At 45.7% G+C, this 24968-nt stretch carries 30 protein-coding genes; all 30 read left to right on the top strand.

Going from position 1 to position 24968, the window contains the following annotated elements:
* The first annotated feature begins 223 nt into the window (after positions 1-223).
* The 30 genes from rplJ to secY all read left to right on the top strand — a co-directional run bounded on the left by rplJ (position 224) and on the right by secY (position 24962).
* The gene (gene rplJ, locus FXV75_RS15110) at positions 224-724 is read left to right on the top strand and encodes a 50S ribosomal protein L10 (protein ID WP_148834716.1); all 501 of its coding nucleotides are present in this window, start codon (positions 224-226) and stop codon (positions 722-724) included.
* 81 nt (positions 725-805) lie between these two features.
* The gene (gene rplL / locus FXV75_RS15105; RefSeq protein WP_148834714.1) at positions 806-1177 is read left to right on the top strand and encodes a 50S ribosomal protein L7/L12; all 372 of its coding nucleotides are present in this window, start codon (positions 806-808) and stop codon (positions 1175-1177) included.
* A gap of 187 nt (positions 1178-1364) precedes the next feature.
* Positions 1365-5465 carry a DNA-directed RNA polymerase subunit beta gene (gene rpoB, locus FXV75_RS15100; RefSeq protein ID WP_148834712.1) on the top strand — a complete coding sequence of 1367 codons (4101 nt, stop codon included), beginning with the start codon at positions 1365-1367 and terminating at the stop codon, positions 5463-5465.
* A gap of 66 nt (positions 5466-5531) precedes the next feature.
* On the top strand, positions 5532-9734 hold the full coding sequence (rpoC, locus tag FXV75_RS15095) for a DNA-directed RNA polymerase subunit beta' (protein ID WP_148834711.1): 4203 nt from the start codon (positions 5532-5534) through the stop codon (positions 9732-9734).
* Positions 9735-9871: 137 nt separating this feature from the next.
* Positions 9872-10243 (top strand): 30S ribosomal protein S12, encoded by a 372-nt coding sequence (gene rpsL / locus FXV75_RS15090; RefSeq protein WP_111608624.1) that lies wholly within the window; start codon positions 9872-9874, stop codon positions 10241-10243.
* 99 nt (positions 10244-10342) lie between these two features.
* Positions 10343-10816, top strand: coding sequence for a 30S ribosomal protein S7 (rpsG, locus tag FXV75_RS15085; RefSeq protein ID WP_148834709.1), 474 nt, complete (start codon positions 10343-10345; stop codon positions 10814-10816).
* A gap of 21 nt (positions 10817-10837) precedes the next feature.
* Positions 10838-12931, top strand: a complete 2094-nt coding sequence (fusA, locus tag FXV75_RS15080) for an elongation factor G (protein ID WP_148834707.1) — start codon at positions 10838-10840, stop codon at positions 12929-12931.
* 35 nt (positions 12932-12966) lie between these two features.
* Positions 12967-14190, top strand: a complete 1224-nt coding sequence (gene tuf / locus FXV75_RS15075) for an elongation factor Tu (RefSeq protein WP_148834705.1) — start codon at positions 12967-12969, stop codon at positions 14188-14190.
* A gap of 206 nt (positions 14191-14396) precedes the next feature.
* Positions 14397-14708 carry a 30S ribosomal protein S10 gene (gene rpsJ / locus FXV75_RS15070; protein WP_012071937.1) on the top strand — a complete coding sequence of 104 codons (312 nt, stop codon included), beginning with the start codon at positions 14397-14399 and terminating at the stop codon, positions 14706-14708.
* A gap of 127 nt (positions 14709-14835) precedes the next feature.
* The gene (gene rplC, locus FXV75_RS15065; RefSeq protein ID WP_148834703.1) at positions 14836-15474 is read left to right on the top strand and encodes a 50S ribosomal protein L3; all 639 of its coding nucleotides are present in this window, start codon (positions 14836-14838) and stop codon (positions 15472-15474) included.
* Between the two features lie 12 nt (positions 15475-15486).
* Complete coding sequence (gene rplD, locus FXV75_RS15060; protein ID WP_148834701.1) at positions 15487-16092, top strand: 50S ribosomal protein L4; 606 nt, start codon at positions 15487-15489, stop codon at positions 16090-16092.
* Complete coding sequence (gene rplW / locus FXV75_RS15055) at positions 16089-16385, top strand: 50S ribosomal protein L23 (RefSeq protein WP_148834699.1); 297 nt, start codon at positions 16089-16091, stop codon at positions 16383-16385. Before rplD ends, rplW begins: the two co-directional genes overlap by 4 nt.
* A 14-nt stretch (positions 16386-16399) precedes the next feature.
* Positions 16400-17224, top strand: a complete 825-nt coding sequence (gene rplB / locus FXV75_RS15050) for a 50S ribosomal protein L2 (RefSeq protein ID WP_148834697.1) — start codon at positions 16400-16402, stop codon at positions 17222-17224.
* Between the two features lie 15 nt (positions 17225-17239).
* Positions 17240-17515, top strand: a complete 276-nt coding sequence (gene rpsS / locus FXV75_RS15045; protein ID WP_036163121.1) for a 30S ribosomal protein S19 — start codon at positions 17240-17242, stop codon at positions 17513-17515.
* Between the two features lie 14 nt (positions 17516-17529).
* Positions 17530-17862, top strand: coding sequence for a 50S ribosomal protein L22 (gene rplV / locus FXV75_RS15040; protein ID WP_012071931.1), 333 nt, complete (start codon positions 17530-17532; stop codon positions 17860-17862).
* Between the two features lie 14 nt (positions 17863-17876).
* The gene (rpsC, locus tag FXV75_RS15035; RefSeq protein WP_148834695.1) at positions 17877-18557 is read left to right on the top strand and encodes a 30S ribosomal protein S3; all 681 of its coding nucleotides are present in this window, start codon (positions 17877-17879) and stop codon (positions 18555-18557) included.
* 10 nt (positions 18558-18567) lie between these two features.
* The gene (rplP, locus tag FXV75_RS15030) at positions 18568-18981 is read left to right on the top strand and encodes a 50S ribosomal protein L16 (RefSeq protein WP_110577369.1); all 414 of its coding nucleotides are present in this window, start codon (positions 18568-18570) and stop codon (positions 18979-18981) included.
* Entirely contained in the window at positions 18982-19173 is a 192-nt protein-coding gene (gene rpmC, locus FXV75_RS15025) for a 50S ribosomal protein L29 (protein WP_148834693.1), read from the top strand.
* A 1-nt stretch (position 19174) separates the two neighbouring features.
* Positions 19175-19435, top strand: a complete 261-nt coding sequence (gene rpsQ, locus FXV75_RS15020) for a 30S ribosomal protein S17 (RefSeq protein ID WP_110577371.1) — start codon at positions 19175-19177, stop codon at positions 19433-19435.
* 51 nt (positions 19436-19486) lie between these two features.
* Positions 19487-19855, top strand: coding sequence for a 50S ribosomal protein L14 (gene rplN / locus FXV75_RS15015; RefSeq protein ID WP_067020125.1), 369 nt, complete (start codon positions 19487-19489; stop codon positions 19853-19855).
* Between the two features lie 17 nt (positions 19856-19872).
* Entirely contained in the window at positions 19873-20190 is a 318-nt protein-coding gene (rplX, locus tag FXV75_RS15010; protein WP_123096692.1) for a 50S ribosomal protein L24, read from the top strand.
* A gap of 17 nt (positions 20191-20207) precedes the next feature.
* The gene (gene rplE, locus FXV75_RS15005; protein ID WP_148834691.1) at positions 20208-20747 is read left to right on the top strand and encodes a 50S ribosomal protein L5; all 540 of its coding nucleotides are present in this window, start codon (positions 20208-20210) and stop codon (positions 20745-20747) included.
* 12 nt (positions 20748-20759) lie between these two features.
* Positions 20760-21065 carry a 30S ribosomal protein S14 gene (gene rpsN, locus FXV75_RS15000; RefSeq protein WP_133004494.1) on the top strand — a complete coding sequence of 102 codons (306 nt, stop codon included), beginning with the start codon at positions 20760-20762 and terminating at the stop codon, positions 21063-21065.
* A 130-nt stretch (positions 21066-21195) separates the two neighbouring features.
* On the top strand, positions 21196-21588 hold the full coding sequence (rpsH, locus tag FXV75_RS14995; RefSeq protein ID WP_148834689.1) for a 30S ribosomal protein S8: 393 nt from the start codon (positions 21196-21198) through the stop codon (positions 21586-21588).
* Positions 21589-21596: 8 nt separating this feature from the next.
* The gene (gene rplF, locus FXV75_RS14990; RefSeq protein WP_148834687.1) at positions 21597-22130 is read left to right on the top strand and encodes a 50S ribosomal protein L6; all 534 of its coding nucleotides are present in this window, start codon (positions 21597-21599) and stop codon (positions 22128-22130) included.
* 10 nt (positions 22131-22140) lie between these two features.
* Positions 22141-22491, top strand: a complete 351-nt coding sequence (gene rplR, locus FXV75_RS14985) for a 50S ribosomal protein L18 (RefSeq protein WP_148834685.1) — start codon at positions 22141-22143, stop codon at positions 22489-22491.
* A gap of 10 nt (positions 22492-22501) precedes the next feature.
* Positions 22502-23002 (top strand): 30S ribosomal protein S5, encoded by a 501-nt coding sequence (gene rpsE, locus FXV75_RS14980; RefSeq protein ID WP_113918292.1) that lies wholly within the window; start codon positions 22502-22504, stop codon positions 23000-23002.
* A gap of 6 nt (positions 23003-23008) precedes the next feature.
* Positions 23009-23194 carry a 50S ribosomal protein L30 gene (rpmD, locus tag FXV75_RS14975; protein ID WP_111608639.1) on the top strand — a complete coding sequence of 62 codons (186 nt, stop codon included), beginning with the start codon at positions 23009-23011 and terminating at the stop codon, positions 23192-23194.
* 1 nt (position 23195) lies between these two features.
* Positions 23196-23630 carry a 50S ribosomal protein L15 gene (gene rplO, locus FXV75_RS14970; RefSeq protein WP_148834683.1) on the top strand — a complete coding sequence of 145 codons (435 nt, stop codon included), beginning with the start codon at positions 23196-23198 and terminating at the stop codon, positions 23628-23630.
* Complete coding sequence (gene secY / locus FXV75_RS14965) at positions 23631-24962, top strand: preprotein translocase subunit SecY (RefSeq protein ID WP_148834681.1); 1332 nt, start codon at positions 23631-23633, stop codon at positions 24960-24962.
* The last annotated feature ends 6 nt before the right edge of the window (positions 24963-24968 follow it).

Below are 24968 nucleotides of genomic sequence, written 5' to 3'. Positions count from 1 at the left end.
TTATGCGCTTTGGGGTCTGCCTTCATTAATGTGTTGAGCAGGCCGTCAAAGACCGCAGGAACCTTTCGGGGTTTAATAACAACGTTGAAAAATGTTTGTCCTGCGCAGATGGTGTGGCCCGATTCAGATTAACTGGATCTAACTCACCAGCAAGTACTTCGAGTAATCGGAGAGTTGGTAAAAAATAGGGGAATTTATTCCCTGCTAATCCAGGAGAAAACCAGTGGCATTAGGTCTAGAAGACAAAAAAGCCATTGTCGCCGAAGTTAGCGAAGCTGCTAAAACTGCATTGTCTGCAGTAGTTGCTGATTCTCGCGGTGTTACCGTGAGTAATATGACAGCACTACGTAAAGAAGCGCGTGAAGCAGGTGTTTATGTACGTGTAGTACGTAACACTTTGGCTCGCCGTGCAGTGGAAGGTACAGACTTCGAATGTCTAACTGAGAGCTTTGTTGGTCCTACGCTGATTGCTTTTTCAAACGAACACCCCGGTGCGGCGGCTCGTTTGTTGAAAGCGTTTGCAAAAACGAACAGCAAGTTTGAAGTGAAGGCGTTGGCGTTCAACGGTGAGTTGATCCCAGCTGGCGACATTGATCGATTGGCAACACTGCCTACATACGACGAAGCAATTGCGAAACTGATGAGTGTTATGCAGGGCGCAACAAGCAAGTTTGTACGTACTCTTGCAGCGGTTCGCGATCAAAAAGAGCAAGAAGCGGCGTAATACGGTTTGCCGTATCCCTTCTTGATAAATATTTTGTTTTATTACCCTCGGGTAATTATAAGAATGCTAGGAATCTGAGTCATGGCTCTAACTAAAGAAGATATCATCAATGCAGTAGCAGAAATGTCTGTGATGGACGTTGTTGAACTAATTTCTGCAATGGAAGAAAAATTCGGCGTAACAGCCGCTGTTGCAGCGGCTGCTGGCCCTGCTGCTGATGCAGGCTCTGCTGCTGAAGAACAAACGGAATTTGACGTTATTCTTACTGGCGCAGGCGAGAAGAAAGTTAACGTAATCAAAGCAGTACGTGCAGCGACTGGTCTTGGCTTGAAAGAAGCTAAAGCAATCGTTGACGGCGCTCCAATGGCTGTTAAAGAAGGCGTGTCTAAAGATGACGCAGCCGCTCTTAAAGCAGCTCTTGAAGAAGCTGGTGCCTCTGTCGAAGTCAAGTAATGATACTTGTATTTCCATATTTCGACCAATAGTCGAAATGGCTGGTGACATTATTGTCACCGGCCTTTTTGGGTTTCTAAAACTCAAATAAACCTAAAAGAATTTTCATGTGGGAGATAACGCTCCCATAATTGGTAAGGCCTGATTTGGGCCTTTTGCGTCAATGTGCACAAGCTGGGGAATGCTGATGGCTTACTCATACACTGAGAAAAAACGTATCCGTAAGGATTTCGGTAAACTGCCGCCCGTTTTGGATGTGCCATACTTGCTGGCCATTCAGCTTGAGTCCTACCGTAATTTTCTGCAAGAAGGCAAAAGCCTTGCAGAGCGTGGGGAATTGGGTCTGCATGGGGCCTTTAAATCTGTCTTTCCAATGGTCAGCTTTTCTGGAAATGCGGCGCTAGAATACGTCGATTACCGTTTAGGCAAGCCAGTTTTTGATGTTAAAGAGTGTCAGTTGCGCGGTATTACTTACGCAGCACCTCTTCGTGTTCGAGTTCGACTCATCATTTATGATAAAGAGTCCTCTAATAAAGCCATCAAAGACATCCGCGAGCAAGAAGTCTACATGGGTGAAATACCGCTCATGACAGACAATGGTACCTTTGTTATTAATGGCACCGAGCGTGTAATTGTTTCTCAATTGCATCGTTCTCCTGGTGTGTTTTTTGATCACGACCGTGGTAAAACTCACTCTTCAGGTAAATTATTACATTCTGCTCGAATTATTCCTTACCGTGGTTCATGGTTGGATTTCGAGTTTGATCCGAAAGATTGCGTTTTTGTTCGTATTGACCGTCGTCGTAAATTGCCGGCAACTATTTTGTTGCGTGCGATTGGATACGGTACAGAGCAGATTCTAGATACTTTCTTTGAATCCACACGGTTCTATTTGAAGCGCGATGGTTTTGAAATGGATTTGGTGGCGAATCGTCTTCGTGGCGAAACGGCATTGTTTAATATAGCGGATGCGAACGGCGAGTTGATCGTTGAAGAAGGCCGTCGTATTACCGCGAAACATATTCGTGTTATGGAAAAAAGCGGTCTTGAGCGTCTTTCTGTACCGCTTGAATATATGCTTGGTAAGGTAACAGCGAAAAACTTGGTTCATCCTGCTACGGGTGAATTAATTGCCGAAGCCAATACGGAATTGTCTGTTGATTTGCTAGAAGCTTTAGTGGCGTCTGGTATCACAGAGGTTAATACGCTTTATACGAATGATTTGGACAACGGTCCATTTATTTCTGACACGCTTCGTATTGACCCAACCAGCAATCAGTTGGAAGCCTTGGTAGAAATTTACCGCATGATGCGTCCTGGCGAGCCGCCAACCAAAGAGTCCGCTGAAGGCTTGTTCCAAGGTTTGTTCTTCTCTGAAGACCGCTATGATTTATCTGGCGTTGGTCGAATGAAATTCAACCGCCGTTTAGGTCGCGAAGAAGACACGGGCAACGGTATTTTAGACAACGACGACATTGTTGCTGTGTTGAAAACCTTGTTAGACATCCGTAACGGTAACGGCATGGTCGATGATATCGATCACCTAGGTAACCGTCGCGTGCGTTCAGTTGGGGAAATGGCTGAAAACCAATTCCGCGTTGGTCTTGTTCGTGTTGAGCGTGCTGTAAAAGAGCGTCTGTCTATGGCAGAAGCGGATGGCCTAATGCCACAAGATCTTTTGAACGCTAAACCAGTGGCAGCGGCTATTAAAGAGTTCTTTGGTTCAAGTCAGTTGTCTCAATTTATGGATCAAAACAATCCTTTGTCTGAAGTGACGCACAAGCGTCGTGTTTCAGCATTGGGGCCTGGTGGTTTGACTCGTGAGCGTGCGGGCTTTGAAGTGCGTGACGTACATGCGACTCACTACGGTCGTGTTTGTCCAATCGAGACACCAGAAGGACCAAACATCGGTTTGATCAACTCGTTGTCTACTTACGCGCGTACCAATAGCTACGGCTTTTTGGAAACGCCATATCGTAAGATCATCGATGGCAAGCAGACAGATGAAACGGTTTATATTTCTGCCATTGATGAGGCGAAATACGTTATCGCTCAAGCGTCAGCGAATGTTGACAGCGAAGGTCGTTTGGTCGACGAGTTGGTTCAGGTGCGTCACATGCACGAAACCACTTTGATTCCAAAAGAAAAAGTAAATCTAATGGACGTTTCTCCACGTCAGGTTGTTTCTGTTGCGGCGTCTTTGATTCCGTTCCTAGAGCACGATGATGCTAACCGAGCCTTGATGGGATCGAACATGCAACGTCAAGCCGTACCGACACTTAAGGCAGATAAGCCGGTTGTGGGTACAGGTATGGAGAAAAACGTAGCAAAAGACTCTGGTGTTTGTATTGTCGCGTCTCGTGGTGGTGTGATTGAGTCTGTTGATGCGAGTCGTATCGTTGTTCGTGTGAATTCTGAAGAGACGATCGCCGGTGAAGCGGGTGTGGATATCTACAACCTGACGAAATACGTTCGCTCTAACCAAAACACCTGCATTAACCAGCGTACGTTGGTAATGAAAGGTGAGAAAGTGGCGTCTGGCGATATCATGGCGGATGGTCCTTCTGTTGACATGGGTGATTTGGCATTAGGCCAAAACATGCGTATCGCCTTCATGCCTTGGAACGGTTTCAACTTCGAGGACTCGATCTTAGTGTCTGAGCGCGTTGTTGAAGAAGATCGTTTTACGTCTATCCACATTCAGGAACTAACGTGTGTGGCGCGTGATACTAAGCTTGGGCCAGAAGAGATTACCGCCGACATTCCGAATGTGGGTGAAGGTGCGCTGTCTAAACTGGATCAGTCAGGTATCGTGTACATTGGTGCTGAAGTTGAGCCAGGCGATATCTTAGTCGGTAAAGTAACACCAAAAGGTGAAACTCAGCTGACGCCTGAAGAGAAGCTTTTGCGAGCGATCTTTGGTGAGAAAGCGTCTGACGTAAAAGACACGTCTCAGCGCGTTAAAACAGGTACTCGCGGTACGGTTATCGACGTGCAAGTGTTTACACGCGATGGCATTGAGAAAGATGAGCGAGCCAAGTTCATCGAGAAGTCTCAGCTTGATCAAGTTCGTAAAGATTTGAACGAAGAGTTCCGTATCGTTGAAAAAGCCACGTTCGAACGTTTAGCTGAAGCCCTAGTAGGTCAGCAAGCCGAAGGCGGTCCTGGTTTGGCTCGCAATGGGATTATTACAGAAGAGTACCTAGCGAACCTTGAACACCCAGAGTGGTTTAAGATCCGTGTGGCGAATGAAGAAGCGAGTGAGCAACTTGAAAAAGCGCAAGCCGCTTTGATAGAGCGCCGTAAAGAGCTTGATGCGAAATTTGAAGATAAGAAACGCAAATTACAAACAGGCGACGATCTTGCGCCTGGCGTTCTTAAAATCGTTAAAGTTTACGTGGCTATTAAGCGTCGCATTCAGCCGGGTGATAAAATGGCCGGCCGTCATGGTAACAAGGGTGTAATTTCTAAAATTATGCCAGTGGAAGACATGCCATACGACGAAAACGGTGATCCAGTTGATATCGTGTTGAACCCATTGGGTGTTCCATCGCGAATGAACGTTGGTCAGGTCTTGGAGACTCACTTAGGTGCAGCGTCTAAAGGCTTAGGTCGTAAGATCAACGAAATGCTAGCGGTAGAGCGCGAGAAAGCGGAGGCGGTTGCGGAACTGCGTAGTTTCCTTGATGAAATCTACAATGGCTACGAAGGCGATTTGAAGTGTGCGCGCACGGAAGATTTAGACAGCTTTACAGACGAAGAAATATTGACCTTGGCGGGCAACCTTAAAGGTGGTGTTCCAATGGCGTCTGGTGCTTTTGATGGTGCAAAAGAGTCTGAAATTAAGCGTATGCTTCGTTTGGCTGGCATTAACGAAAGTGGCCAAGTTAAGTTGTTTAACGGTCGTACTGGTGATGCTTTTGAGCGTCCTGTAACGGTTGGTTATATGTACATGCTGAAATTGAACCACTTGGTCGATGATAAAATGCACGCACGTTCTACCGGTTCTTACAGTTTGGTGACTCAGCAGCCATTAGGCGGTAAAGCACAGTTTGGTGGTCAGCGTTTCGGTGAGATGGAGGTATGGGCACTAGAAGCATACGGTGCCGCTTACACGTTACAAGAAATGTTGACTGTTAAGTCCGATGACGTGAATGGCCGTACGAAGATGTATAAAAACATCGTCGATGGTGATCACAGAATGGAGCCTGGCATGCCTGAGTCCTTCAATGTATTGGTGAAAGAGATTCGTTCTCTTGGTATCGATATTGAGTTGGAAACCGAATAAGCACGAATCACATTTGACCTGCTGGGGAGCGAGACTCCCCGGCCTTATGAGTGGGGCGAATACTACATGAAAGACTTATTAGGTCTTCTAAAATCACAAGGACAATCTGACGAGTTTGATGCGATTCGCATTGGCTTGGCGTCACCAGATATGATTCGTTCATGGTCTTACGGTGAAGTTAAGAAGCCGGAAACCATCAACTATCGTACGTTTAAACCAGAACGTGACGGTTTGTTTTGTGCAAAAATCTTTGGTCCTATTAAGGACTACGAATGTTTGTGTGGTAAATACAAGCGTTTAAAACACCGTGGTGTTATTTGTGAGAAGTGTGGCGTTGAAGTGGCTCTGTCTAAAGTGCGTCGTGAGCGCATGGGGCACATTGAGCTTGCTTCGCCTGTGGCTCATATTTGGTTTTTGAAATCATTGCCATCTCGTATCGGTCTTATCATGGATATGACCTTACGTGACATCGAGCGTGTTTTGTATTTTGAATCTTTCATTGTGATTGATCCAGGTATGACAACGCTTGATAAAGGCCAGTTATTAAACGATGAGCAATATTTTGAAGCGCTAGAAGAATTCGGTGACGAATTCGATGCCCGCATGGGGGCGGAAGCGGTTCAGATGTTGCTTCGCGATTTAGACATGCCTGCTGAAATTAACAGTATGCGTGAAGAGTTGAACAGCACGAATTCTGAGACCCGCATTAAGAAGCTTTCTAAGCGTCTTAAGCTGGTTGAAGCCTTCTATCATTCTGGCAACAACCCAGAGTGGATGGTTTTGAACGTGTTGCCCGTTCTTCCGCCAGATCTTCGTCCATTGGTACCACTTGAAGGTGGCCGTTTTGCGACGTCTGATTTGAACGACCTTTACCGTCGTGTGATTAACCGTAACAACCGTCTAAAACGCCTGTTAGAGCTTTCTGCTCCAGATATCATCGTACGTAACGAAAAGCGTATGTTGCAAGAATCTGTTGATGCTTTGCTTGATAACGGTCGTCGTGGTCGCGCTATTACTGGTTCTAACAAACGTCCTTTGAAATCTTTGGCTGATATGATCAAAGGTAAGCAAGGTCGTTTCCGTCAGAACTTGCTCGGTAAACGCGTAGATTATTCGGGTCGTTCTGTTATCACGGTAGGTCCATCATTGCGTTTGCACCAGTGTGGTCTGCCTAAGAAAATGGCACTTGAATTATTCAAGCCATTCATTTTCTCTAAGCTTGAACTTCGTGGCATGGCGACGACGATCAAAGCAGCGAAGAAAATGGTTGAGCGTGAAACGCCTGAAGTGTGGGATATCCTTGATGAGGTTATCCGCGAACATCCAGTGATGTTGAACCGTGCGCCAACGCTTCACCGTTTGGGTATCCAAGCGTTTGAGCCAATGTTGATCGAAGGTAAAGCGATTCAGTTGCACCCACTTGTGTGTGCGGCCTACAACGCCGATTTCGATGGTGACCAAATGGCGGTTCACGTTCCGTTGACGATCGAAGCGCAGCTAGAAGCTCGTGCCTTGATGATGTCGACGAACAACATCCTATCACCAGCAAACGGCGAGCCGATCATTGTTCCTTCTCAGGACGTTGTATTGGGTTTGTACTACATGACACGTGAGAAAATCAATGCCAAGGGTGAAGGCATGGCGTTTTCTGACATTAAAGAAGTACACCGTGCGTATGGTGCGAAACAAGTTGAATTACACGCTAAAGTAAAAGTACGTATTAGCCAAGTTGATACCACGCTTGATGGCGACAAAGTGCCGTCTACTTTTATTGCTGATACGACCGTTGGTCGTGCGCTATTGTTTGATATCGTTCCTGATGGCCTACCGTTCTCTGTGGTTAACCAAACCATGAAGAAAAAAGCGATCTCTAACTTGATCAACGAGTGTTACCGTAAAGTCGGCTTGAAAGAAAGCTGTGTGTTTGCCGATCAATTGATGTACACAGGTTTTGCCTATGCGACCGCGTCTGGTTCTTCTGTTGGTGTGGATGACTTTGTTATTCCACCAGAAAAAGCGGCGATCATTGCCAAAGCAGAAGCGGAAGTTAAAGAAATCGAATACCAATACGCTGATGGTCTTGTAACGCAAGGCGAGAAGTACAACAAAGTAATCGATTTATGGTCTCGTACTAACGAAACTGTGACAGAAGCCATGATGAAAAACTTGGCAAAAGAGATGACTGTCAATAAAGCGGGTGAGACGGTTGAACAACAATCGTTCAACTCGGTTTACATGATGGCCGACTCTGGTGCCCGTGGTAGTGTGGCTCAGATGCGTCAGTTGGGTGGTATGCGTGGTTTGATGGCGAAACCAGATGGTTCCATCATTGAAACACCGATCACAGCGAATTTCCGTGAAGGTTTGTCGGTACTTCAGTACTTTACCTCTACTCACGGTGCTCGTAAGGGTCTTGCTGATACCGCATTGAAAACCGCCAACTCCGGTTATTTGACGCGTCGTCTTGTTGACGTGGCACAGGATTTGGTAATCACTGAGGTAGATTGTGGCTCAACAAACGGTATTTCCGTGGCGGCCATGATTGAAGGCGGTGACGTAGTGGTTCCGTTAGGTCATCGCGTATTGGGTCGTGTTGTTGCTCAAGATGTTATTGATGGCAAGGGAGGTTTCGTTCTTGCTGCGGGTACTTTGATTGATGAGCATAACGTTCGTACAATTGAAGCGGCGGGCGTGGATGAGATGATCATCCGTTCCGTAATCACTTGTAATACACGTCACGGTGTTTGTGCCAAGTGTTACGGTCGTGATTTGGCTCGTGGACATCAAGTAAACATTGGTGAAGCAATCGGTGTTGTGGCAGCACAATCGATCGGTGAGCCAGGTACACAGTTAACCATGCGTACGTTCCACATTGGTGGTGCGGCTTCTCGAGCGTCTGCAATTGACAGCGTTCAAGTGAAGAGCGCGGGTACGGTACGTTTCAATAAAATGAAGAGTATCGAGCGTCACACAGGTCATCTAGTTGTTGCGTCTCGTTCTTCTGAATTGGCCATTGCTGATGAAGCCGGTCGTGAGAAAGAGCGTTACAAGCTTCCTTACGGTGCTGTGTTGAGTGTGCGTGAAGGTGATCAAGTAACGGCAGGTCAAATCGTAGCAAACTGGGATCCGCATACGCACCCAATCGTTTCTGAGATGGAAGGTCGTCTTGAATTCAGTGGTATGGAAGAAAACGTTACTATTCGTCGTCAATCTGACGAAATGACGGGTTTGACTACCATCGAAATCATGGAAGTACGTGATCGTCCGTCTGCGGGTAAAGATTTGCGTCCAATGATTGCGGTTGTTGATGCAGAAGGTAACCCCGTCTTCATTCCAGGAACGGAATCGCCTGTACAGTACATGTTGCCAGAAAAAGCACTATTGAGCTTAGATCATGGTTCAACAGTGAAATCTGGTGAGGTACTTGCTCGTATTCCTCAAGAATCGATCGGTAACAAAGATATTACCGGTGGTTTGCCACGAGTGGCAGACCTATTCGAAGCGCGCCGTCCGAAAGATCCTGCTGTCATGGCAGAGACAAGCGGTGTGGTGAGCTTCGGTAAAGAAACAAAAGGTAAGATTCGTTTGGTGATCACACCACAAAATGGTGATGATCCAGTGGAGACTTTGATTCCAAAATGGCGTCAAATCAACATCTTCGACGGTGAAGAAGTGGCTAAAGGTGAGATTATTGCCGATGGTCCTTTGAGCCCTCATGATATTTTGCGTCTTCAAGGTGTAGAGGCTTTGGCTGATTACATCACGAACGAAGTGCAAGAGGTCTACCGCTTACAAGGCGTTGTGATTAACGATAAACACATTGAAGTTATTGTTAACCAAATGTTGCGTAAAGTGGAAGTTGGTGAGTCTGGTGATACGGATCTTATCCAAGGTGATCAGGTCGAGTTTACTCGCTTGTTAGACGCCAATGAGCAAGCTATAGCTGAAGGTAAGTTCCCAGCTAAGTTTGAGCGTGTGCTTCTAGGTATCACAAAAGCTTCTTTGGCGACTGAGTCCTTTATATCGGCCGCTTCTTTCCAAGAGACAACTCGAGTCTTAACGGAAGGTGCGGTAACCGGTAAGAAAGATCACTTACGTGGCCTTAAAGAAAACGTTGTAGTAGGTCGCTTGATACCAGCCGGTACAGGTTTGGCGTACCACAATGAACGCAAGCGTAAAAAAGAGCTTGCATTAGCAGCGAAGGAAGGAAGTTCGACAGTAAGTGCCTCTGATGTTGAAGAAGCATTGAGTGCCGCGCTGAAAGACTAGTTATTTGCTGTTAAATCGCGAGGGAGGTGGTTTTTTAGTCGCCTCCCTATTGACTGTTTTATAGGCGCAAATTAAACTTGCGCCTCCTTAATTTTGGCGATTTCCGCCTTAAGAATTGGATTTGTGGAGCTTGTCTAATGGCAACCGTTAACCAGTTGGTTCGTAAACCACGTAAACGTAAAGTGGCAAAGAGTGACGTTCCTGCGTTACAAGCTTGTCCGCAACGCCGCGGTGTCTGCACTCGCGTATATACTACTACACCTAAAAAGCCTAACTCGGCTTTGCGTAAAGTATGTCGTGTTCGCTTGACTAACGGCTTTGAAGTAACTTCCTACATCGGTGGTGAAGGTCACAACCTGCAAGAACACAGCGTAGTGCTGATTCGCGGCGGTCGTGTAAAAGACCTTCCTGGTGTTCGTTACCACACAGTACGTGGTAGCTTGGATACTTCAGGCGTACAAAAACGTAAGCAAGGCCGTTCTAAATACGGTACTAAACGTCCTAAGTAAGCTAGCGCTACTTAATTCATCGTTTAGACATAATTTTTTAACACAGTAAGGCCGAGCAATATTTGAATTGTCTCGGGCGAACCTGAAGAGGATATTGCAATGCCTAGAAGACGCGTCGTCGCCAAGCGTGAAGTCCTTCCGGATCCTAAACACGGAAGCCAACTTCTTGCTAAGTTCATTAACCACGTAATGGTTAGTGGCAAAAAATCTGTAGCAGAGAGTATTGTTTACAATGCCCTTAACACGGTTGCAACTCGTGCTAAAACGGAAGAGCCAATGGCTATCTTCGAAAAAGCATTAGAATCTATCCAGCCAATGGTTGAGGTTAAATCTCGCCGTGTTGGTGGTGCGACTTACCAAGTTCCTGTTGAAGTGCGTCCAGCTCGCCGCGCCGCTTTATCTATGCGCTGGTTGGTTGATGCTTCACGTAAGCGTGGTGAAAAATCCATGGCTTTGCGTCTAGCAGGTGAAATTCTAGATGCTTCTGAAAATAAAGGTTCTGCTGTTAAGAAACGTGAAGACGTTCATCGCATGGCAGAAGCTAACAAAGCATTCTCTCACTACCGTTTCTAATGATCCCCAGAAGGATACACAGTGGCACGTAAAACACCTATCAACCGCTACCGTAACATCGGTATTGTTGCGCATGTTGATGCAGGTAAAACGACGACGACTGAACGCGTTCTTTTCTACACTGGTTTGTCTCATAAAATTGGAGAGGTCCATGATGGTGCCGCGACAATGGATTGGATGGAGCAAGAGCAAGAGCGTGGTATCACGATAACTTCAGCAGCGACAACGTGCTTCTGGAGCGGAATGAACAAGCAGTTTGATGAGCATCGTGTCAATATTATAGACACGCCTGGGCACGTAGATTTTACTATTGAAGTAGAGCGTTCTTTACGTGTCTTGGATGGTGCTGTTGTTGTGTTGTGTGGTTCTTCTGGTGTGCAGCCTCAAACTGAAACGGTTTGGCGTCAAGCGAATAAGTATGAAGTTCCTCGTGTCGTGTTCGTCAATAAGATGGATCGTACAGGAGCAGATTATTTTTCGGTTGTAAGTCAGCTCGAAACGCGATTGGGTGCTAATGCTGTGCCTATTCAGATCAATGTCGGCGCTGAAGAAGATTTCAAAGGCGTTATCGATTTGGTTCTGATGAAAACCATTATGTGGAATGAAGAAGACCATGGCATGACGTTCTCATTAGAGGATGTCCCGTCTGATCAGCTTGATGAAGCGATGGAATGGCGTGAAAAGATGGTTGAGGCCGCTGCAGAAGCGAATGACGAATTGATGGAGAGGTACCTTGAAGAAGGTGAGCTCTCTGTTGAGGAGATAAAGAGCGGTTTGCGAATTCGTACATTATCCAATGAAATAGTCTTGGTGACATGCGGGTCTGCTTTTAAAAATAAAGGCGTGCAAGCCGTTCTGGATGCTGTTGTTGAGTATTTGCCTTCGCCGCTTGAAGTAAAAGCGATCGAAGGGATGCGTGAAGATGGTGTGACAGTGGTTACGCGAATTGCTGATGACGAGGCTCCGTTCTCTGCATTGGCGTTTAAAATAGCGACTGACCCATTTGTTGGCACATTGACCTTCATTCGTGTGTACTCTGGCATGTTGTTGTCTGGTGATGCTGTTTATAATTCTGTGAAGCAGAAGCGTGAGCGCATAGGGCGCATTGTGCAGATGCATGCGAATAATCGTGAAGAAATTAAAGAGGTACTGGCTGGTGATATCGCCGCCGCTGTAGGTATGAAATTTGTAACTACGGGTGATACCCTTTGCGATATGAACGATGTGGTTGTGCTGGAGCGTATGGAGTTTCCAGAGCCAGTTATTTCTGTTGCTGTTGAGCCAAAGTCTCAGGCAGATCAGGATAAAATGGCCATTGCGTTAGGTAAGCTGGCGCAAGAAGACCCTTCTTTTCGTGTTGAGACACACGTCGAGACGGGTCAAACAATTATTTCTGGTATGGGTGAGCTGCACTTAGATATTCTTGTTGACCGTATGCGTCGCGAGTTTAAAGTGGAGGCTAACATTGGTAAGCCTCAGGTTTCCTACCGGGAGAAAATTCGCAAAGAAGTGGTGGTTAATCACAAATTTGTGCGTCAATCCGGTGGTCGTGGTCAATACGGTCACGTCGTGATGAAGTTAATTCCAACCGATAAGGATGGGCTTGAGTTTATCAACGAGATTGTTGGTGGTGCTATTCCAAAAGAATACATCCCTGCGATAGAGAAAGGCGTTTCAGAGCAAATGAAGAATGGCGTTATAGCTGGTTACCCATTGTTGGGTATTAAGGTGGTGTTGTTCGATGGTTCATTCCATGATGTTGACTCTAATGAAATGGCTTTCAAAATTGCAGCTTCTCAGGGATTAAGAAAAGGAGCGGCTGATGCTGATCCATGTGTTCTTGAGCCTGTAATGAAAGTGGAAGTTGTAACTCCTGAGGAATACATGGGCGACGTAATGGGTGACCTAAATCGTCGTCGTGGTATTGTTCAGGGGATGGACGATTCCCCGTCAGGTAAAATTATCCGGGCAGAAGTTCCTTTAGGGCAGATGTTTGGGTATGCAACTGACGTGCGCAGCTTGTCGCAAGGGCGTGCGAGCTATGCAATGGAGTTTGAGAAATACGCTGAAGCACCGGCTAGTGTGGCAGACGCGATCATCAAAAATGAAGATTAATCATCATACTTACTAATTCTTAAGGTGTATGTATCATGGCAAAGAGTAAATTTGAACGTAATAAACCGCACGTTAACGTTGGCACTATCGGTCACGTTGACCATGGTAAAACAACATTAACAGCAGCATTAACACGCGTATGTGCAGAAGTTTTCGGCGGCACCGCTGTTGCTTTTGACGGTATCGATAATGCGCCTGAAGAGCGTGAGCGTGGAATCACTATCTCTACATCTCACGTAGAATACGATTCACCAGTTCGCCATTACGCGCACGTAGATTGTCCTGGTCACGCCGATTATGTTAAAAACATGATCACTGGTGCCGCACAAATGGACGGCGCTATCTTGGTTTGTGGCGCGACTGATGGCCCTATGCCTCAGACTCGTGAGCACATCCTTCTTTCTCGCCAAGTAGGCGTTCCATACATCGTAGTTTTCCTTAACAAGTCTGACTTGTTGGCAGAAGATTGTGGTGGTGCGGATTCTGAAGAATACGCAGAAATGCTTGAGTTGGTTGAGATGGAATTGCGTGATCTTCTATCTGAATATGACTTCCCAGGTGATGATACTCCAATCATTCCAGGTTCCGCGCTTATGGCGTTGAAAGGCGAAGATGACAACGAAATGGGTACGACTGCTGTTCGTAAACTCGTTGAAACTCTTGACTCTTACATTCCTGAGCCAGAGCGTGCTATCGATGGTGCTTTCTTGATGCCTATCGAGGACGTATTCTCTATCCAAGGTCGTGGTACGGTTGTAACTGGTCGTGTTGAGCGCGGTATCGTTCGCATTCAAGAAGAAGTTGAAATTGTTGGTATCGTGAATACTACCAAGACAACTTGTACTGGTGTAGAGATGTTCCGTAAATTGCTTGACGAAGGTCGTGCAGGTGAGAACTGTGGTATCCTTCTTCGTGGTACTAAGCGTGAAGATGTTCAGCGAGGTCAAGTTTTGGCTAAGCCTGGTTCAATCACTCCTCACACTGAGTTCGAAGCTGAAGTATATGTTTTGGGTAAAGATGAAGGTGGTCGTCACACTCCATTCTTCAAAGGTTACCGTCCTCAGTTCTACTTCCGTACAACTGACGTAACAGGTGCTTGTTCTTTGCCTGAAGGCGTAGAAATGGTTATGCCTGGCGATAACATTCAGATGACTGTTGAACTAATTCACCCAATCGCGATGGACGAAGGTCTACGTTTCGCGATCCGTGAAGGTGGTCGTACAGTAGGTGCTGGTGTTGTTGCTAAAATCCTTAAATAATTAGATATTTTTATCTTATTATTTTAGATTTTAAAAAGGGCTGCCCACTAGGGTGGCCTTTTTTATTTTGTGGTTTATTTGTTGCTTCATAAATTGGTTACTTGACAACCAGTTTTTGAATGGCTAATATTCGCCGTCCTTAAAAAAGGATTCTGGCTTAATAAATGTACAGTTAAGTCATTAAAACATTGTATTTGGAGTTGGAAATGCAAAGCCAAAAAATCCGTATTCGTCTGAAAGCGTTTGATCATCGTTTGATTGATGCTTCAACACAAGAAATTGTGGACACAGCGAAACGTACAGGTGCGCAAGTACGTGGACCGATTCCACTTCCTACTCGTAAAGAGCGTTATACAGTATTGATTTCTCCACACGTAAACAAAGATGCGCGTGATCAGTATGAAATCCGTACACATAAACGTGTTCTAGACATCGTTGAGCCAACAGAGAAAACCGTTGATGCTTTAATGAAGCTAGACCTTGCGGCAGGCGTGGAAGTACAAATTTCTTTGGGTTAATAGCTCAAAGTTTGGGGTGCGAGAACCGACTGGTTATCAGTCGGCTTATGCACAATAGTGGAATGATCTGGAATGATCAGCCGTAGCGGGTGATAGCCCCATACACAACTGGCAAATGAGGTAAAAAATGACTATTCAATTAGTCGGACGCAAAGCCGGAATGACACGTATCTTCAATGAAGAGGGTGTATCCGTGCCAGTAACCGTCATCGAGGTTGAACCGAACCGCGTTACTCAGGTGAAAACAGCAGCAACTGACGGCTATCAAGCTGTTCAGGTTACTGTTGGTTCTCGCCGTTCGAGCCGCGTTAACAAAGCCGCTGCAGGACACTATGCAAAAGCGAACGTTGAAGCAGGTCGTGGTTTGTGGGAGTTCCGCCTTTCAGGTGACGAAAAAGAAATCAATGTTGGTGATGAGCTAACTGTTGCTGATTTCGAATCTATCCAAATGGTTGATGTAACTGGTCAATCAAAGGGTAAAGGGTTTCAAGGTGCCATCAAGCGTCATAATTTCAGTATGCAAGACGCTACACATGGTAACTCATTGTCTCACCGTGCACCTGGCTCCATCGGCCAATGTCAAACACCTGGTCGTGTTTGGAAAGGCAAGAAGATGGCTGGCCATATGGGTGCTGCACAAGTAACTACACAATCACTTGAAGTGGTTCGTGTGGACACAGAGCGTAACCTTATCCTTGTGAAAGGTGCCGTACCTGGTGCAGTGAATGGTGATGTTATTCTTCAATCAGCTGTTAAAGCTCGCTAAGAGGGGTAGACAATGAACTTGAATCTAACAGGCACAGAAGGAACCGTTGAAGTTTCTGATGTAGCCTTTGCTCGTGAATACAACGAAGCACTTGTTCACCAAGTAGTTACATCTTACTTGGCTGGTGCTCGTCAAGGTTCACGCGCTCAAAAAACTCGCTCTGAAGTGGCAGGTGGTGGACGCAAACCTTGGAAACAAAAAGGTTCTGGTCGTGCACGTGCAGGTACTATCCGTAGCCCTCTTTGGCGCTCTGGTGGTGTTACTTTCGCTGCGAAACCACAGGATCACTCTCAAAAAGTGAACAAGAAGATGTACCGTGCAGCAATGCGCACCATCTGGTCTGAACTTGTCCGTAAAGATCGTCTTGTTGTGGTTGAAGAACTTAAATTGGAAGCTCCAAAGACTAAGCTCTTCATAGCAAAAATGGCAGAATTGAATCTTGAGAACGCTTTGATTATCTCCAGTGATTTGGATGATAATTTGTTCCTAGCGGCTCGCAACATTCCTAACGTAGATGTACGTGATGCAGCGTCTATCGACCCTGTTAGCTTGATTGCTTACGACAAAGTGTTGGTGACAGTTGGTGCTCTGAAACAAGTTGAGGAGGCACTAGCATGATCGGCGAACGTATTTATAAAGTTTTGTTGGGTCCACATATTTCCGAAAAAGCAACGATCGTAGCTGAAGGCAATGGTCAGTATGTATTTCGTGTTACAGGTGATGCAACAAAACCTGAAATCAAACAAGCTATCGAAGCACTGTTTGAAGTCAAAGTTGAGTCTGTTCGCACGTTGAACCATAAAGGTAAAACAAAGCGTACAGTTCGTGGCCTAGGTAAGCGTAAAGACGTTAAAAAAGCGTACGTACGTTTGGCTGAAGGTCAAGAAATTGATTTCATGGTCGCTGAATAAGGGGAGATAGGTCAATGGCTGTTGTTAAAAGTAAGCCAACGTCTGCAGGCCGTCGTCACGTTGTTAAAGTTACTAACAACGATTTGCACAAAGGCGCACCATATGCACCTTTGCTAGATAAGCAAAGCAGATCGGGTGGACGCAACAATAACGGACGCATCACTACGCGTCACGTAGGTGGTGGTCATAAGCAGCATTATCGTATGGTTGATTTTCGTCGTAACAAAGACGGGATCCCTGCGGTAGTTGAGCGTTTGGAATATGATCCAAACCGTTCTGCAAACATTGCATTAATTATGTATGCTGATGGTGAGCGTCGTTACATTATCGCTTCTAAAGGTATGGTTGCAGGCAATGTAGTTTTTAGTGGTGCAGATGCGCCTATCAAAACCGGTAATACTTTGCCTCTGCAAAATATTCCAGTTGGTAGTACCGTACACTGTGTCGAGCTTAAGCCAGGTAAAGGTGCACAAGTTGCACGTTCAGCCGGTGCTTCTGCTCAGCTAGTTGCTCGTGAAGGTCGCTACGTTACCCTTCGCCTACGTTCAGGTGAAATGCGTAAAGTATTGACAGAATGTCGCGCTACTTTAGGTGAAGTATCAAACTCCGAGCATAGCTTACGAGTTCTTGGTAAAGCTGGTGCTACGCGTTGGCGTGGTGTTCGTCCTACCGTTCGCGGTGCGGCGATGAACCCAGTGGATCACCCACATGGTGGTGGTGAAGGTCGTAGCAAAGGTGGTCGTCACCCAGTTACACCATGGGGTGTGCCTACTAAAGGGTACAAAACACGCAGCAACAAGCGTACTGATAAACTTATTGTACGTCGCCGTACTAAGTAATAAGAGGAAACGACTGTGCCACGTTCACTAAAAAAAGGTCCTTTTATCGACCTTCATTTGTTGAAAAAGGTAGAGGCTGCGGTAGAGAAAAAAGATCGTCGTCCAATTAAGACTTGGTCGCGCCGTTCTACTATCTTCCCTGATTTTGTAGGGTTGACTATCGCTGTCCATAATGGTCGCCAGCATGTTCCAGTTCTTGTAACTGAAGATATGGTCGGTCATAAATTGGGTGAGTTCGCTCCGACCCGTACATATCGTGGTCATGCTGCGGACAAGAAAGCCAAACGGTAATAAGAGGTATTAACATGAGTGAAGTAAAAGCTTCATTGAAGGGTGCTCGCCTCTCTGCGCAGAAGGCCCGTTTGGTTGTAGATCAAATCCGCGGCAAATCTGTTAGCGAAGCGCTGAACATTTTAACGTTCAGTCCTAAGAAGGCGGCAGTAATTGTCAAGAAAGTACTCGAGTCTGCTATAGCTAACGCTGAGCATAACGAAGGTGCTGATGTAGATGACTTGCGTGTTTCTACGGCGTATGTTGATGAGGCTATGACTCTGAAGCGTATTATGCCACGTGCCAAAGGCCGTGCTGACCGTATTTTAAAACGCGGTTGCCATATCACAGTTAAAGTCGCTGACTAATTAGGAGAAACCCAATGGGTCAGAAGGTTCATCCAACTGGTATACGCCTAGGGATAGTTAAAGATCATACTTCAACTTGGTATGCGAATAATCAAAACTACTCTAAGCTGTTATTAAACGATCTTCAGGTTCGTAAGTACTTGGAGAAAAAATTGGTCCAGGCTTCTGTTTCTCGTATCGAGATTCAGCGTCCTGCTCAGACAGCCCGTATTACAATTCACACTGCCCGTCCAGGTATCGTGATTGGTAAGAAAGGCGAAGATGTTGAGAAACTACGTAATGCCGTATCAGAAATGATGGGTGTTCCAGTTCACATCAATATCGAAGAAATCCGTAAGCCTGAAATGGATGCGAAATTGGTTGCAGCTAACATCGCTAGCCAACTTGAGCGTCGCGTTATGTTTCGTCGTGCTATGAAGCGCGCCGTACAAAATGCCATGCGTGCAGGCGCGAAAGGTATCAAGGTTCAGGTAAGTGGTCGTTTGGGCGGTGCAGAGATTGCACGAGCTGAGTGGTACCGTGAAGGTCGCGTACCTCTACATACTCTTCGCGCTGACATTGACTACTCTACTTATGAAGCAGCTACAACTTACGGCATCATTGGCGTAAAAGTGTGGATCTTCAAAGGCGAGATCTTGGGCGGTATTGAACAAGTGCGAGCTGACAAAGGCGCACAAAAGAAGAAGTCTAAGTAGGGGGTAAGTCATGTTACAACCGAAACGTACTAAGTTCCGCAAGATGCAAAAAGGCCGTAACCGCGGTCTAGCACTTCGCGGAAACCAAGTCAGCTTTGGTGAATTCGGATTGAAGTCCACTGAACGTGGTCGTCTTACTGCTCGTCAAATTGAAGCGGCGCGTCGTGCAATGACTCGTCACATCAAACGTGGTGGTAAAATTTGGATTCGTGTGTTCCCTGATAAGCCGATTACTCAGAAGCCTCTAGAAGTGCGTCAGGGTAAAGGTAAGGGTAGCGTAGAATACTGGGTTGCTCAGATTCAACCTGGAAAAATGCTTTATGAAGTTGAGGGTGTTTCTGAACAGTTGGCTCGTGAAGCATTTGCTTTAGCCGCTGCTAAGCTTCCTCTGTCCACAACTTTCGTAACGCGTACGGTGATGTAGATGAAAGCAAAAGAACTGCAAGAAAAGTCTGTAGCTGAGCTACAAGCGACCTTGATTGAACTGCTTCGTGAGCAATTTACTCTGCGTATGCAGAAAGCTACGGGTCAGTTGGCGCAAACTCATTTGCTTCCGCAAGTTCGCCGCAATATCGCACGTGTTAAAACCGTGCTAAATGATAAGGCAGGTAACTAAGATGGCAGAAACAAAAGCGCGCACCGCTACTGGTAAAGTAGTTAGCGATAAGATGGATAAAACCATCACAGTACTAGTTGAGCGTACAGAAAAACACCCTTTATACGGTAAGTTTATTCGTCGTTCTACTAAATTACACGCTCATGATGAAAACAACGAATGTCAGATCGGTGATACCGTTAAGGTTGTGGAAACACGTCCTTACTCTAAGTCTAAGACTTGGAATCTAGTGCAAGTTGTTGAGAAAGCAGCAGCTGTTTAAGCTGCTCCTTCCTTCGTGAGACTTGTTATCTAAATTGATTGGAGAGCAGAAATGATTCAAACAGAATCGATGCTTGATGTTGCAGATAACAGCGGCGCAAAGCGTGTTCAGTGTATTAAAGTACTGGGTGGCTCACATCGTCGTTATGCTGCTATCGGTGACATCATTAAGGTCACAGTGAAAGAAGCGATCCCACGTGGTCGTGTTAAAAAAGGGCAGGTTCTTAACGCAGTTGTCGTTAGAACTAAGAAAGGTGTTCGTCGTTCCGATGGCTCAGTAATCCGTTTTGATGTAAACTCAGCGGTTCTATTGAATGCTTCAGGACAGCCTATTGGTACTCGTATCTTTGGCCCTGTAACACGTGAATTGCGTACTGAGCAGTTCATGAAAATTGTTTCTCTTGCACCAGAAGTGCTGTAAGAGGGAGAGGGGACATTATGCGTAAGATCAAACGTGACGACGAAGTTATCGTGATTGCTGGTAAAGATAAAGGCAAGCGCGGTAAAGTTGTTAAGGTAGTAGACGAAAATCGAGTTCTAGTTTCTGGCATTAATACTGTTAAGAAACACGAGAAGCCAAACCCAATGAAAGGGTCAACTGGTGGTATCGTTGAGCAAGAAGCACCAATCCAGGTTTCAAATGTAGCTATCTACAATAGTGCTACAGGTAAAGCGGATCGCGTCGGCTTTAAATTGAATGAAGACGGTACTAAAGTACGTGTATTCAAATCAAATAGTGAAGCGATTGACGCCTAAGAGCGAGAATTATAGCCATGGCGAGACTTAAGCAAGTTTATAAAGATACAGTGGTAGCGGCTCTTACTGAAGAGTTTAGTTACCTGAATGTGATGGAAGTGCCGAAAATCACTAAGATTACATTGAACATGGGTGTTGGTGAAGCTATCGCAGACAAGAAACTTCTTGAGCATGCGGTAAACGATCTTGAAGCACTTAGCGGCCAGAAAGTCGTAGTAACAAAAGCGCGTAAATCAGTAGCTGGCTTTAAAATCCGTGACGGTTATCCGATCGGTTGTAAAGTGACGCTACGTGGTGAGCGTATGTGGGATTTCTTTGACCGTTTGGTTGATGTTGCTATTCCACGTATCCGTGACTTCCGTGGACTTAATCCTAAGTCTTTTGATGGTCGTGGTAACTACAGTATGGGTGTTAAAGAGCAGATCATCTTCCCTGAGATCGATTACGATAAAGTAGATCGTGTACGTGGTATGGACATTACGATCACAACGACTGCTCGTACCGATGAAGAAGGTCGTGCTTTGTTAGCCGCCTTTAGTTTCCCTTTCAAGAAATAAGAGGTAGGAATCATGGCTAAAATATCAATGATTCAGCGCGAAGCAAAACGTACTAAATTAGTAGCAAAGTTCGCTGAAAAGCGTGCTGCTCTAAAAGCGATCATTAGCGACGTTAATGCATCGGACGATGAAAAGTGGGAAGCAACGCTTAAATTGCAAGCGCTTCCACGCGATTCATCTTCTTCTCGCCAGCGTAACCGTTGTCAAATAACGGGTCGTCCGCATGGTGTTTATCGTAAGTTTGGTTTGTCAAGAATCAAACTACGTGAAGCAGCAATGCGCGGTGACGTGCCAGGCTTGAAGAAAGCTAGTTGGTAAGCAAGTAGAGCGCTATCATAATACATTGCAGTGAGTGGGGTGTCTAATTACTGGACATCCTGCTCGCTGCTGTGTACTATGCGCGAGCTCTATTTGCTGCACAATGGTTTTTTAAATTAGGAGCTCTTAAATGAGTATGCAAGATACCCTTGCGGATATGTTTACACGTATTCGTAATGCACAGATGGCTGCAAAGACTTCTGTGAGCATGCCTTCATCAAAAATGAAGTCATCAATTGCTGCTGTCCTACGCGAAGAAGGTTACGTTGGTAACTTTTCCGTAGATGAAGCGGTAAAGCCGACACTTACAATCGAGTTGAAATACTACGAAGGTAAGCCGGTTATTGAACAAATTAAACGCGCCTCTCGCCCAAGCTTACGTCAATACAAAGGCACTACTGATTTACCTAAAGTAGAAGCTGGTCTTGGTGTTGCTATCATCTCTACCTCTAAAGGTGTGATGACAGACCGTGCAGCTCGTGCTGCTGGTATTGGTGGCGAAGTAATCTGCACTGTATTCTAGGAGTTAGTATGTCTCGAGTTGCTAATAGTCCCGTGACGCTTCCTAGTGGTGTAGATTTAACTCTTAATGGCCAAAATGTTGTTGTTAAAGGCGGCAAAGGTTCATTAGAGTTTAATGTTCACACAAGCGTTGTTGTGTCTAAAGAAGAAAATGTTATTACCTTCGCTGCGCGCGATGGTGCAAAGCAAAGCCGTGCCTTAGCTGGTACTACTCGTGCCTTGGTTAACAACATGGTTGTTGGTGTTAGTCAGGGTTTTGAGAAAAGATTGCTTCTTCAAGGTGTTGGTTACCGTGCTGCTCTTAAAGGCAATGTGCTTAACCTGTCATTGGGTTTTTCTCACCCAGTAGATTACGAACTACCTGAAGGCGTAACAGCTGAATGCGCTTCTCAAACAGAAGTCGTGATCCGCGGTGTTGATAAGCAAGCCGTTGGTCAAGTCGCTGCAGAAGTTCGCGGTTTCCGTCCGCCAGAGCCTTATAAAGGTAAAGGTGTTCGCTATTCTGATGAAGTAATTCGTCGTAAAGAAGCTAAGAAGAAGTAGGTAGGCATTCATGAACACTAAAAAACAATCTCGGATTCGTCGTGCACGTCGTGCTCGTTTGCATATTCGTGACTTAGGTGCGAATCGTCTTACTGTACATCGCACACCACGCCACATGTATGCTCAAGTGATTTCTCCTTGTGGTAGTAAAGTGCTTGCTAGCGCTTCTACTCTTGAGGAAGCTCTACGTGCTACAGCGACTGGTAATAAAGCAGCGGCTAAAGAAGTCGGTACTTTGATTGCTACTCGTGCTAAAGAAGCAGGTGTCACGTCGGTCGCTTTTGACCGTTCTGGCTTTAAGTACCATGGTCGCGTTCAAGTTCTTGCTGACGCGGCACGTGAAGCCGGTCTAGAGTTTTAAGGGGTAGCAAATGGCAGTTAATGATCAACAAACTAGCGACCTCCAAGAGAAGCTAGTTCAAGTAAACCGCGTTGCTAAAGTTGTGAAGGGTGGTCGTATCTTCTCTTTTACAGCATTAACAGTCGTTGGTGATGGTAAAGGTAAAGTTGGCTTTGGTCGCGGTAAAGCGCGCGAAGTTCCACAAGCTATTCAAAAAGCAATGGAACAAGCTCGTCGCAACATGGTTTCTGTTAAGCTTGATGGCGATACTCTTCAGTATCCTGTTAAAGCTAACCATGGTGCTTCTAAAGTTTACATGCAGCCTGCTTCACAAGGTACTGGTATTATTGCCGGTGGTGCAATGCGTGCGGTTCTTGAAATCGCTGGTGTTCACAACGTGTTGGCTAAATGTTATGGCTCTACAAACCCTGTAAACGTAGTTCGCGCTACGATTAAAGGTTTGCAGGATATGAAAGCTCCTGAACAAATCGCGGCTAAACGCGGTAAGTCAGTCGATCAAATTTTGGGGTAATGTGTTATGGCGAATAATACCATCACAGTTCAACTAACCCGCAGCCCGATCGGTCGTCTTCCAAAGCACCGTGAAACTGTTAAAGGCTTGGGTTTGCGTAAAGTTGGCCAAACTCGTCAGTTGGAAGATACTCCTTCTGTACGTGGTATGGTTAATAAAGTTTATTACATGGTAAAAGTGGTAGGGGAATAAAATGTTTTTAAATACTATTAGTCCTGCCGCAGGTAGCAAGCATGCTCCTAAACGTGTTGGTCGCGGTATTGGTAGCGGCTTGGGTAAAACCGGCGGACGAGGCCATAAAGGTCTTAAATCTCGCTCTGGTGGCTCAGTAAAACCTGGTTTTGAAGGCGGTCAAATGCCTTTGCAGCGTCGTCTGCCAAAATTTGGTTTCACTTCACGTCAAGCGAAATATGTTGCTGAGGTTCGTTTGAACGAACTTGCTGCTGTTAATGCTGAAGTTGTAGATTTGGCTGCTCTTAAAAGCGCCGACATTCTTGGTCATCAAATTAAGACAGCTCGTGTGATTTTGTCAGGTTCTATCGACAAAGCAATCACTGTTCGTGGTCTTAAAGTGACTAAAGGTGCTCGTGCCGCTATTGAAGCAGCTGGCGGAAAAGTCGAGGAATAAATGGCAAAGCGTGGCTCACTACCAGCTGGTATGCAGAACGGATTGAGCGAGCTTTGGTCTCGTATTCGTTTTGTGTTTCTGGCAATCATTGTATACCGAATCGGTGCGCATATTCCTGTTCCAGGCATTAATCCTGATAGGCTATCTGCGTTGTTTGATCAAAATGAAGGCACTATTCTGAGTTTATTTAACGTATTCTCAGGGGGAGCACTTGAGCGCATGAGTATTTTTGCGCTTGGGATTTTGCCCTATATTTCTGCCTCTATTATTATGCAGTTATTGACCGTCGTGAGTCCGCAGCTAGAGCAGCTAAAGAAAGAGGGTGAGGCGGGTCGTCGCAAGATTACTCAGTACACCCGTTATGGTACTGTTTTACTTGCTTTGGTCCAGTCCGCTAGTATGGCGGTGGGTCTTGCAAGTCAGGGGATTTCATTTAGTAGTGGTATGGAATTCTATGCTGTTGCTGTAGTGACTCTTGTTGCAGGCACTGTTTTCTTAATGTGGCTGGGTGAGCAAGTTACTGAGAAAGGTATTGGTAATGGTATTTCCATTCTGATCTTTGCAGGTATTGTTGCTGGTCTGCCTTCTGCTTTAGGTCGTTCATTTGAATCGGCTCGCCAAGGCGATATTAATATTTTAGCTTTGTTGCTTATTGGTGTTTTAGCTATTGCAACCATCGCATTCGTTGTTTTCATCGAGCGTGGTCAGCGTCGCATAACAGTTAATTACGCCAAGCGTCAGCAAGGCAAAAAAGTGTTTGCTGCACAAAAAAGTCATTTGCCTTTAAAAGTGAACATGGCGGGTGTCATTCCGCCGATTTTTGCTTCCAGTATTCTTTTGTTTCCTGCTTCGATCGGACAGTGGTTTGGTCAAGGTGAGGGCATGGAGTGGTTGCAGAATATCTCTTTGGCTTTGGCTCCTGGGCAACCGCTCTATGTGTTGTTGTTTGCAATTGCAATCGTATTCTTTTGCTTTTTCTACACAGCGCTAGTGTTCAACCCTAAAGATGTAGCAGATAACCTGAAAAAGTCCGGTGCTTTCTTGCCGGGTATTCGTCCAGGCGATCATACCGCTCGATATATCGATGGTGTAATGACTCGTTTGACACTATTTGGTGCTTTGTACATCACTCTAGTGTCTCTGATGCCTCAGTTCTTTGTTGTTGCGTGGAATGTTCCATTCTACTTTGGCGGTACTTCTATGTTAATCGTAGTGGTTGTTGTCATGGACTTTATGTCGCAAGTTCAAAGTCATTTGATGAGTCAGCAGTACGAGTCATTAATGAAGAAATCTAATCTGACTGGTTATGGTCCAAATGGCCTAATGCGTTAAGCGTGG

The sequence above is a fragment of the Marinomonas sp. IMCC 4694 genome (genome assembly GCF_008122525.1).
Classification (GTDB): Bacteria; Pseudomonadota; Gammaproteobacteria; order Pseudomonadales; family Marinomonadaceae; genus Marinomonas.
This window is presented reverse-complemented; position numbering and strand designations above follow the sequence as displayed.

Excerpts from the sequence above, each read along its gene's own strand:
- rplF (WP_148834687.1), top strand. The coding sequence starts at position 21,597 with ATGTCTCGAGTTGCTAATAGTCCCGTGACGCTTCCTAGTGGTGTAGAT.
- rplR (WP_148834685.1), top strand. The coding sequence starts at position 22,141 with ATGAACACTAAAAAACAATCTCGGATTCGTCGTGCACGTCGTGCTCGT.
- rplO (WP_148834683.1), top strand. The coding sequence starts at position 23,196 with ATGTTTTTAAATACTATTAGTCCTGCCGCAGGTAGCAAGCATGCTCCT.
- rplE (WP_148834691.1), top strand. The coding sequence starts at position 20,208 with ATGGCGAGACTTAAGCAAGTTTATAAAGATACAGTGGTAGCGGCTCTT.
- rpsQ (WP_110577371.1), top strand. The coding sequence starts at position 19,175 with ATGGCAGAAACAAAAGCGCGCACCGCTACTGGTAAAGTAGTTAGCGAT.
- rpsN (WP_133004494.1), top strand. The coding sequence starts at position 20,760 with ATGGCTAAAATATCAATGATTCAGCGCGAAGCAAAACGTACTAAATTA.
- rpsJ (WP_012071937.1), top strand. The coding sequence starts at position 14,397 with ATGCAAAGCCAAAAAATCCGTATTCGTCTGAAAGCGTTTGATCATCGT.
- rpmC (WP_148834693.1), top strand. The coding sequence starts at position 18,982 with ATGAAAGCAAAAGAACTGCAAGAAAAGTCTGTAGCTGAGCTACAAGCG.
- rpsC (WP_148834695.1), top strand. The coding sequence starts at position 17,877 with ATGGGTCAGAAGGTTCATCCAACTGGTATACGCCTAGGGATAGTTAAA.
- rplC (WP_148834703.1), top strand. The coding sequence starts at position 14,836 with ATGACTATTCAATTAGTCGGACGCAAAGCCGGAATGACACGTATCTTC.
- rpmD (WP_111608639.1), top strand. The coding sequence starts at position 23,009 with ATGGCGAATAATACCATCACAGTTCAACTAACCCGCAGCCCGATCGGT.
- rpsG (WP_148834709.1), top strand. The coding sequence starts at position 10,343 with ATGCCTAGAAGACGCGTCGTCGCCAAGCGTGAAGTCCTTCCGGATCCT.
- rplL (WP_148834714.1), top strand. The coding sequence starts at position 806 with ATGGCTCTAACTAAAGAAGATATCATCAATGCAGTAGCAGAAATGTCT.
- rplP (WP_110577369.1), top strand. The coding sequence starts at position 18,568 with ATGTTACAACCGAAACGTACTAAGTTCCGCAAGATGCAAAAAGGCCGT.
- rplV (WP_012071931.1), top strand. The coding sequence starts at position 17,530 with ATGAGTGAAGTAAAAGCTTCATTGAAGGGTGCTCGCCTCTCTGCGCAG.
- rplB (WP_148834697.1), top strand. The coding sequence starts at position 16,400 with ATGGCTGTTGTTAAAAGTAAGCCAACGTCTGCAGGCCGTCGTCACGTT.
- rpsL (WP_111608624.1), top strand. The coding sequence starts at position 9,872 with ATGGCAACCGTTAACCAGTTGGTTCGTAAACCACGTAAACGTAAAGTG.
- rpoB (WP_148834712.1), top strand. The coding sequence starts at position 1,365 with ATGGCTTACTCATACACTGAGAAAAAACGTATCCGTAAGGATTTCGGT.
- rpoC (WP_148834711.1), top strand. The coding sequence starts at position 5,532 with ATGAAAGACTTATTAGGTCTTCTAAAATCACAAGGACAATCTGACGAG.
- rpsE (WP_113918292.1), top strand. The coding sequence starts at position 22,502 with ATGGCAGTTAATGATCAACAAACTAGCGACCTCCAAGAGAAGCTAGTT.
- rplW (WP_148834699.1), top strand. The coding sequence starts at position 16,089 with ATGATCGGCGAACGTATTTATAAAGTTTTGTTGGGTCCACATATTTCC.
- rplD (WP_148834701.1), top strand. The coding sequence starts at position 15,487 with ATGAACTTGAATCTAACAGGCACAGAAGGAACCGTTGAAGTTTCTGAT.
- rplN (WP_067020125.1), top strand. The coding sequence starts at position 19,487 with ATGATTCAAACAGAATCGATGCTTGATGTTGCAGATAACAGCGGCGCA.
- rplX (WP_123096692.1), top strand. The coding sequence starts at position 19,873 with ATGCGTAAGATCAAACGTGACGACGAAGTTATCGTGATTGCTGGTAAA.
- tuf (WP_148834705.1), top strand. The coding sequence starts at position 12,967 with ATGGCAAAGAGTAAATTTGAACGTAATAAACCGCACGTTAACGTTGGC.
- secY (WP_148834681.1), top strand. The coding sequence starts at position 23,631 with ATGGCAAAGCGTGGCTCACTACCAGCTGGTATGCAGAACGGATTGAGC.
- rpsH (WP_148834689.1), top strand. The coding sequence starts at position 21,196 with ATGAGTATGCAAGATACCCTTGCGGATATGTTTACACGTATTCGTAAT.